The sequence below is a fragment of the Streptomyces shenzhenensis genome (assembly GCF_021462265.1).
Lineage (GTDB): Bacteria > Actinomycetota > Actinomycetes > Streptomycetales > Streptomycetaceae > Streptomyces > Streptomyces shenzhenensis.
Window position 1 is genome coordinate 1 of the sequence record NZ_JAJONF010000106.1, and the last position, 6,643, is coordinate 6,643.

The following is a 6,643-nucleotide window of genomic DNA, read 5'->3' on the forward strand; positions in this document are numbered from 1 at the left end:
TCGACGGCGGCACGGGCGTATTGGATGGCCTGGGCGTGGTTACCGAGGTAGTTGGCCTGGTGGCTGAGGTTGCCCAGGATGCGGGCGCCGAACATGCGGTCGTCGATGACCTGGGACAGGCGCAGAGTGGACGTCAGGTAGTGGTGGGCGAGTCGCTGGTTACCGGCGTCGTACGCGGTCCATGCCAGCAACTGGGACACCTCGGCGGCAGCGCCGAATAACGCAGTTCCCACCTTTTCGCTGTAGCTGACGTTCAGGAGGGGCAGCACCTCGTGCCGGAAGTAGTGGCGTAATGCCTTGTGACCGTGGCCTCCGCCGTACTTGAAGTCGAGGGCCATGAACGTCCCGGCGGCGTCCCTGATCGCCCGGACATCGCGCATGCCCACTCGTTGGAGAGCCGGCCTGTCCGCCTGGATGCCGTCGGGGCGCGCGATCATCCATGTCAGGACGGCGGAGCTGACGTCGGCCTCCGCGATGATCAGTCGGTCCGACGTAGGAGCGTCGGCGCGCTCCTGGGCGAGTCCGTCAAGCACGGACAGGACATCGGGAACGGTGCCGGGGTAGCCGATCGGCTCTGGCGTGGTCGGTTTGGTGTCGCCGAAGAATCCGAGATCGGCGGGCGTGATGCGGCGGCCAAGCTTGGCCGAGAGGACGTCCGCCATGATCGCCGCTGTCTGTGGCCTGATGCTTGAGCCGTTGCGCCAACGCTGTACGGAGACGTGCGTTGTCCCCAGCTCCGTGCCTCGCCGGTAGGCCTCGTCCGTCATGCGTTTCGCAAGACCCTTGTTGGAGACCTTCGCTTCGCTCATGACGGCGATCAACTGCGCGTTGGGCTCTCGGCTCATGCTCCCCTGCCAACCCGAGAATGACGGCGAGTGTTCATCTTGTCACAGCGCTATCCGGCTGGGGGGTTCATTCCTGAACCCCCCTTCGCCTTGCAAATGCTCGGATGAACCCCCTGGTGAACGCTCCCGGCTGAGCCTGCCGCGCCGTTCACTGGTTGTCACAGATCGGCGGGCCGTAGGGCTCGCCAGCGCTCGGGAGGGAACGCGGTGGAAGCGCGGCAGAGCAAACACACAGCGAACGCCCCAATGGGGAGGACTACGCACGGCTCGTTGTACGACCCTTCCAGCGGCCATTTCCGGGCGCTGACGGTCTATGCCGAGGACGCGGACTGTGTGAAGGCCGCGCGGGACCTGGTGGGTTCCTACCTCAAGGCTTGGAGCCTGCGCTACGCCATCGATGACGTTCAGCTCATCGTGTCAGAACTGGTTGGGAACGTCGTCCACCACGCGGTACCGGATGAACGCCTGGCGATGCCCGGTGCCAAGCGGCGCATCGACGTAAGACTGATGACCTGGCCCGGACTGCTGGCAATCGGCGTCTCAGATGAGGACTCGACTCCGCCGGACCTTCCCGCCGGTGAGTTCCTCTCGCCCGATCTGGCCGGTGACTTCAGCGAAGCTCTTCTACCGGATCGCGGGCGCGGGCTGCTGATCGTTCAGAGGCTGGCTGATGCGGTGTGGTGGTCGCCGGGACTCAAGGGCACTGGCAAGACAGTGTGGTGTCGCCTCGACCTCGATCGGATCTGGGACGAGTGGTGGGCCGAGTACGCGGCCTGACAGACGCCGGGTCGCCGCCTGGCTTTCTCCCTCGCGATCGGGAGCGGGCGGCGACCCGGTCACCGGCTGGAGTCTGACCACTCCGGCCACGGGGCGCGGCCTCTCGGACATCCGGAGTCTCCCCTCCCGAGTGAGGGGCCGCGCTTCACATCCCCAATAGGCCGGGCCACCCCATCAGCCCTAGGAAGCGAAGGGTGGCCCGGCTGGGAACGCGACGGTTCCCGGTGCCTGATGGTACCGGGGCCGTCGTGCTGCGTTTCGGCCCTGGTCCCAGGAAGTTGACGATCCGTTACCTAGATCAGGGCAGAGGTGGGCAAGGTGACTGGCTCCGGTGAGGGTTGGCTGAGTGATGGGCTCGATGTCCCGGGCGCGGACTTCGGGTTCTGGGCGTCCGGCGTCGATTACATCGCGGGGTGGCGTGAGGCGCGGGAGTCTGCCGATCGCCTGAATCGGGCGCTCCTGAGCGTGGGCTTCGAACTGTCCGTTGTGCGGGCCGTCGCCTCGACGAATGAGGACGGGCAGGGCGTCGTACGGCTGGCGGCCTGGCCTGGTGCGGTGGACCGACTCGCCGCGCTCCTGGAGGCGCGCGCGGATGGCGATGGTGGTGCAGCGTGAGGGGGGTTTCCGCTGGTGAGTGGTGTGCGTGGGCACGTCGCCGGCCGCAGAGACTTTGGGCGGTAGCTGCCATGGGGCGAGTGAACAGGGGGCCTTACGCTCGCCAGCGGATCGGGCAGTCTTTGGACCTGCCCGCAAGAGCCCGATCGGCCCCCTGTTCTTCGAGGCTCGCCCCATGGGAGCTGCCTAAAGTCTCGGAGGCCGGCGACCCCCAGCCCCGCGGACCCCGGCCCCCGTCGGCCGGTCGACGCCTCGACTCCTTGGGCGTCCTGGGTGCGGGGGCGTCTGCCGACCGGATGGGACCGGCGGCCACGCCGCACGCCCGGCCGGGGCGGCCGGGCGCCCCGGCGCGCCGAAGGCGCGCCCTTGAGGAAGTGAAGGCTGTTTCGACCGATCCTCGACCCAGGTCAATGGCGGGTGCCTCGCGCGGGCTGCTTGTCGGCGCTGATCCGGTAGGCGAGTTCGGCGCGGTCGGCACCGATACGGAGTTCTTCGAGGATCAGGGGCCGGTCGTCGCTGTCGTGGGTGACGCGGGCCAGGTGCAGGATCGGAGTCGCGTCGGGGAGCTGGAGCGTGGTGCGCTCGTCGGGCAGCGGCATGCGGGCGCGCACGGTCTCGGACCAAGTGAGCTTGTGACCGTCCTCGGTGAGCTGCCGGTAGAGGGCACCCGACCGCTTGTACGGATCCTCGGCGAGTGCCGGAACCACGTCAGCCACGGCGAACGGGATCAACGTCCGGTGCATCGCACGCGTCCCCGTACCGGGATCGAGAAGCAGCCGGTCACAACCGAACAGGGCCTCCTCCTCGCCGAGTTGGAGGAGTCGGCCGGTGGCCTTCGTGGTGTGCGTGCGGTAGGTGTGCGGTTCTTCGGCTTCCTGCCAGACGTCGCCGTTGGGCATGACGAACTTGCCGTCCGGCGTGCGGCTGATCCGGCGCTCGATCGTCAGCGATGGCTGTCCGTCGGACCGGACGAAGCTGCCCTTGCCGTGGCGTACGTCGATCAGGCCTTCCGCGCGCAGGGCTGCTATGGCGTTGCGGACGGTGGGGCGGGAGACGCCATAGCGGGTCATGAGCTGGGCTTCGGACGGAAGCAGGGAGTCGGGGGCGAACTCGCCCGACAGGATCGCTTCGCGGATCGCGGCGGCCACCTGCTGGTAGAGGGCTCCGGGGCGCTGGATCTCCGACATCTGGGCATCTCCGACGGGTCGGGGTCGTAGGCACGTCGCACGCGCGGCGTCACTCGTCAGCATAAGTAGTTGCGGACTCGCCGTACAGCACTCCACACTCATAACTCGTTAGGACGAGTGACGTCAGAGTGAGTCTGGCGTCTCGACTGGCCAAGGAGGCCGAAGAAATGCAGTCCATTCCCGTGGACACGGCGCGGCTGGGCGTACTGCGGTGCGCCATCGCGCCTGAAGCGAAGATCACCAACTCCGAGACACAGGAGGTGAAGAGGGACCGGGACGGCAACCCGGTCTGGACCGTGGCGGTCACCGTGCGGCAGGACGGCCGGCGGATCTCCGTCATCGAGATCGCCGTCAGCGGCCAGCCCAAGGGCATCGAGGAAGGAATGATCGTCAAGGTCACCGGGCTGACCGCGTTCGCCTGGTCGATGGGCGACCGGCACGGCGTCAGCTTCCGCGCCGACGCCATCACGCCCGTGCACGGAACTCCGGTGCACGGCAAGGGCGGTGACGCCTGATGGGACTTATCCCGATCGCGTTCGCTCTCGCCGTGCTGGCCTGGATGCTCGTCGTCAGTGACCTGGTGCGTCGGCACCGTCCGGTCTGGCACTGGTACCTCGTCGGCTACCCGGCCACCGCCTTCCGCGTGGTGGCGACCTGGCGCAAGGTCGCGATGCTCAACGACCTGTCCGTGTCCCGGCGCCCGCCCCGTGGGCTTCTCGGCGACCTGGTCGTAAAGGGCGATCCGCTCCGGCCGCTCATCCCACGGGCCTCGTTTCCTCGTGCGACGCGCATGGGCCTGACGGTGACCGTGCGCCTGCATGCCGGACAGACCCCGGCGACGTACATGAAGGCGGCGGATGCCCTCGTGCACGCATGGAAGGTCCACGCGGTCCGGGTCACTTCGCCCGAACGCGGGCTCGTCCTGCTGACCGCGACGGCCACCGATCCGCTGGAGCGGCCCGGCTTAGCCACGGCCCCCGCCGAGTTGCTGTCGGCTCTCATCGGTGTCCTGGAGTCCGGCGGCGCTTGGGTCATGAACCTGCGACTGGTGCCGCACTGGCTGATCGCCGGGGCCACCCGCTCCGGCAAATCCACCCTCCTGGCGCGGCTGATCACAGAGCTGGCCCCGCAGCGGATCGCTCTGATCGGTATCGACTGCAAGGGCGGCATGGAACTCGGCCTGTTCGCCGGACGGCTGAGCGCGCTGGCCACCTGCCGCAGCGAAGCGGTCACCGTGCTCTTCGCACTGGCGGCCGACATGCGGGAGCGCATGAGTGCCTGCCGGTCGGCCGGCGTCCGCTCGATCTGGGAGCTCCCCGACAAGCTCCGCCCGGTGCCCATCGTCGTGATCGTCGACGAGATCGCCGAACTGTACCTGTCCGACGGCACCCGCGAGAGCAAGACCGAGGCGGAGCAGTGCTCCACGCTCCTGCTTCGGCTGGCCCAGCTCGGGGCCGCGCTCGGCCTGCACCTGGTCGTCGCTGGGCAACGGGTCGGTTCCGACCTCGGCCCCGGTGTCACGGCCCTGCGTGCCCAGCTTGGCGGCCGGATCTGTCACCGCGTCAACGATCCCGGCACGGCGGAAATGACGCTCGGGGACCTGAACAAGGACGCCGTTGCCGTGGCCCAATCCATCACCGCAGAGGAGCGCGGGGTGGCCGTGTGCACCGCTCCGGACGGGGGCTGGAGCCGTGCCCGCTCTCACCTCACCTCGACTGAAGAGGCCGTGTCGAGGGCCCGGAAGTACAGCGCGCTGACCCCTCAACTGCCCGCCCTCACCCGCGCTCTCGCGGTGCTGGAAGGAGACGCCAAGTGATCAGCGAAGGCACGGCCTACGGGTTCGCGGTGATCTTCGGGATCATCACCGTCCTCCTCGTCCGCTCCCGCGACGTCCGCCCCTGGGAAGCCGTCTGCGTCGGCCTCTTCGGCCTCTACCTCGGCCAGACACCCGTAGGCCTCACGGTCCACGAACTCGTGACCTGGGTCATCAGCGGCTTCTCCCACCACTGAGCACAGAAGGGACCACCACCATGCCCATGCCTCGCGTGAGGTGCCCGTACTGCAAGGGCGACGGAGCACGGAAGACCTGGACTGGACGGCTGCGGCGCTGCCGCGTCTGCCGGGGCACCGGCACCATCCGCTGAACAGCAAACCCACTGACCGGACCACCGAAAGGACAACCCATGGATCTCGGCGCACCACCACCCACCCACCGAGCCGCCCCGGCGGCCCACCCCGGAAGGTCACCACCATCACCCCGGAGTTCACCCCGGCTGACAGGCGCGCCGCCCTCGACCGCGCGGCGCGCCTGCGCCAGCTCCCCGAAACCGACCGCGACGCCATCCGCCTCGCCCAAGACCCGAACTTCCCCCGCTGGCTTCAGCAGATCACCGCAACCGGCGGATGCGCCCACCCCATCCACCTCTCCGGCTCCACCACCACCCTCGACGGCACCACCGGCGAGATCCTCCACCACTACGACACCCGCACCGAACCCGGCGAACGCCTCCTCGTCCGCTGCCGCAACCGCCGGGCGACCGTCTGCCCGGCTTGCTCCCGCCTCCACGCCGGAGACACGTACCACCTCGTCCGTGCTGGCCTGCTGGGCGGCAAGAACGTCCCCGCCACGGTCCGGCACCGCCCCCGGCTTTTCGTCACCCTGACCGCCCCGTCCTTCAGCCCCGTTCACCGGTCCGGGGACGTGTGCCGTCCTCGCCGCGACGGTGGAACCTGCGAGCATGAGCGGCCCCTCGGCTGCCGCGCCGTACACGCGCCAGACACTCCAGCCATCGGCCAGCCGCTGTGCGCCGACTGCTACGACTACACCGGCCACGTGCTGTGGCACGCACACGCCTCCAAGCTGTGGGACCGGTTCGTCATCGACGTCCGCCGGCGCCTGGCCGCCTCCGTCGGCCTCGTACAGTCCCGCTTCGCCGACCACGCCCGGCTGTCCTTCGCCCGCGTAGCCGAGTACCAGAAACGCGGGGCCGTCCACGTACACGCCGTCGTACGCCTCGACGGACCGAACGGGGCCGATGACGAACCTCCGGCCTGGGGCACCGCGGAACTGCTCATCAAGGCCGTGCACGCCTCCGCCCGGCGGGTCCTGGTCCATACCCCCTACAGCCCGGCCGTCGGAGAACTGGCCCTGCGCTGGGGCGCCCAGGTGGACGCCCGGCCCCTGCGCGCCGACGGCGACGGCCCCGACGATGACGCCGT

Annotated in this window: 8 protein-coding genes; 6 read left to right on the forward strand and 2 right to left on the reverse strand. The window is 69.0% G+C overall.

The genetic code is table 11. The annotated features are described in order from the left end of the window. Positions 1 to 809 (reverse strand): NsdA family TPR-like regulatory protein (locus LQ326_RS46535; RefSeq protein WP_491074098.1); only part of this gene is annotated, 809 nt, incomplete at its 3' end. A 243-nt stretch (positions 810 to 1,052) separates the two neighbouring features. Between LQ326_RS46535 and LQ326_RS46540 the strand changes: the two genes are divergently transcribed. Together LQ326_RS46540 and LQ326_RS46545 are read left to right on the forward strand one after the other, a co-directional pair. After that, positions 1,053 to 1,622 carry an ATP-binding protein gene (locus LQ326_RS46540; RefSeq protein ID WP_372497143.1) on the forward strand — a complete coding sequence of 190 codons (570 nt, stop codon included), beginning with the start codon at positions 1,053 to 1,055 and terminating at the stop codon, positions 1,620 to 1,622. A 318-nt stretch (positions 1,623 to 1,940) separates the two neighbouring features. After that, positions 1,941 to 2,237: a hypothetical protein gene (locus tag LQ326_RS46545; RefSeq protein WP_234545270.1), complete on the forward strand. Its 297-nt coding sequence runs from the start codon at positions 1,941 to 1,943 to the stop codon at positions 2,235 to 2,237. A gap of 407 nt (positions 2,238 to 2,644) precedes the next feature. Here LQ326_RS46545 and LQ326_RS46550 read toward each other — a convergent pair whose 3' ends face one another. Then, positions 2,645 to 3,424: a GntR family transcriptional regulator gene (locus tag LQ326_RS46550; protein ID WP_234545271.1), complete on the reverse strand. Its 780-nt coding sequence runs from the start codon at positions 3,422 to 3,424 to the stop codon at positions 2,645 to 2,647. A gap of 167 nt (positions 3,425 to 3,591) precedes the next feature. Between LQ326_RS46550 and LQ326_RS46555 the strand changes: the two genes are divergently transcribed. From LQ326_RS46555 to LQ326_RS46570, 4 genes are all read left to right on the forward strand, one after another. Beyond that, positions 3,592 to 3,939 (forward strand): SCO3933 family regulatory protein, encoded by a 348-nt coding sequence (locus LQ326_RS46555; RefSeq protein WP_234545272.1) that lies wholly within the window; start codon positions 3,592 to 3,594, stop codon positions 3,937 to 3,939. Then, complete coding sequence (locus tag LQ326_RS46560; RefSeq protein WP_234545273.1) at positions 3,939 to 5,240, forward strand: FtsK/SpoIIIE domain-containing protein; 1,302 nt, start codon at positions 3,939 to 3,941, stop codon at positions 5,238 to 5,240. The genes LQ326_RS46555 and LQ326_RS46560 overlap by 1 nt, the downstream gene beginning before the upstream one ends. Next, positions 5,237 to 5,434: a hypothetical protein gene (locus LQ326_RS46565; protein WP_234545274.1), complete on the forward strand. Its 198-nt coding sequence runs from the start codon at positions 5,237 to 5,239 to the stop codon at positions 5,432 to 5,434. Before LQ326_RS46560 ends, LQ326_RS46565 begins: the two co-directional genes overlap by 4 nt. A gap of 298 nt (positions 5,435 to 5,732) precedes the next feature. Further along, on the forward strand, positions 5,733 to 6,643 hold a 911-nt coding region (locus tag LQ326_RS46570; protein WP_234545276.1), incomplete at its 3' end, for a replication initiator.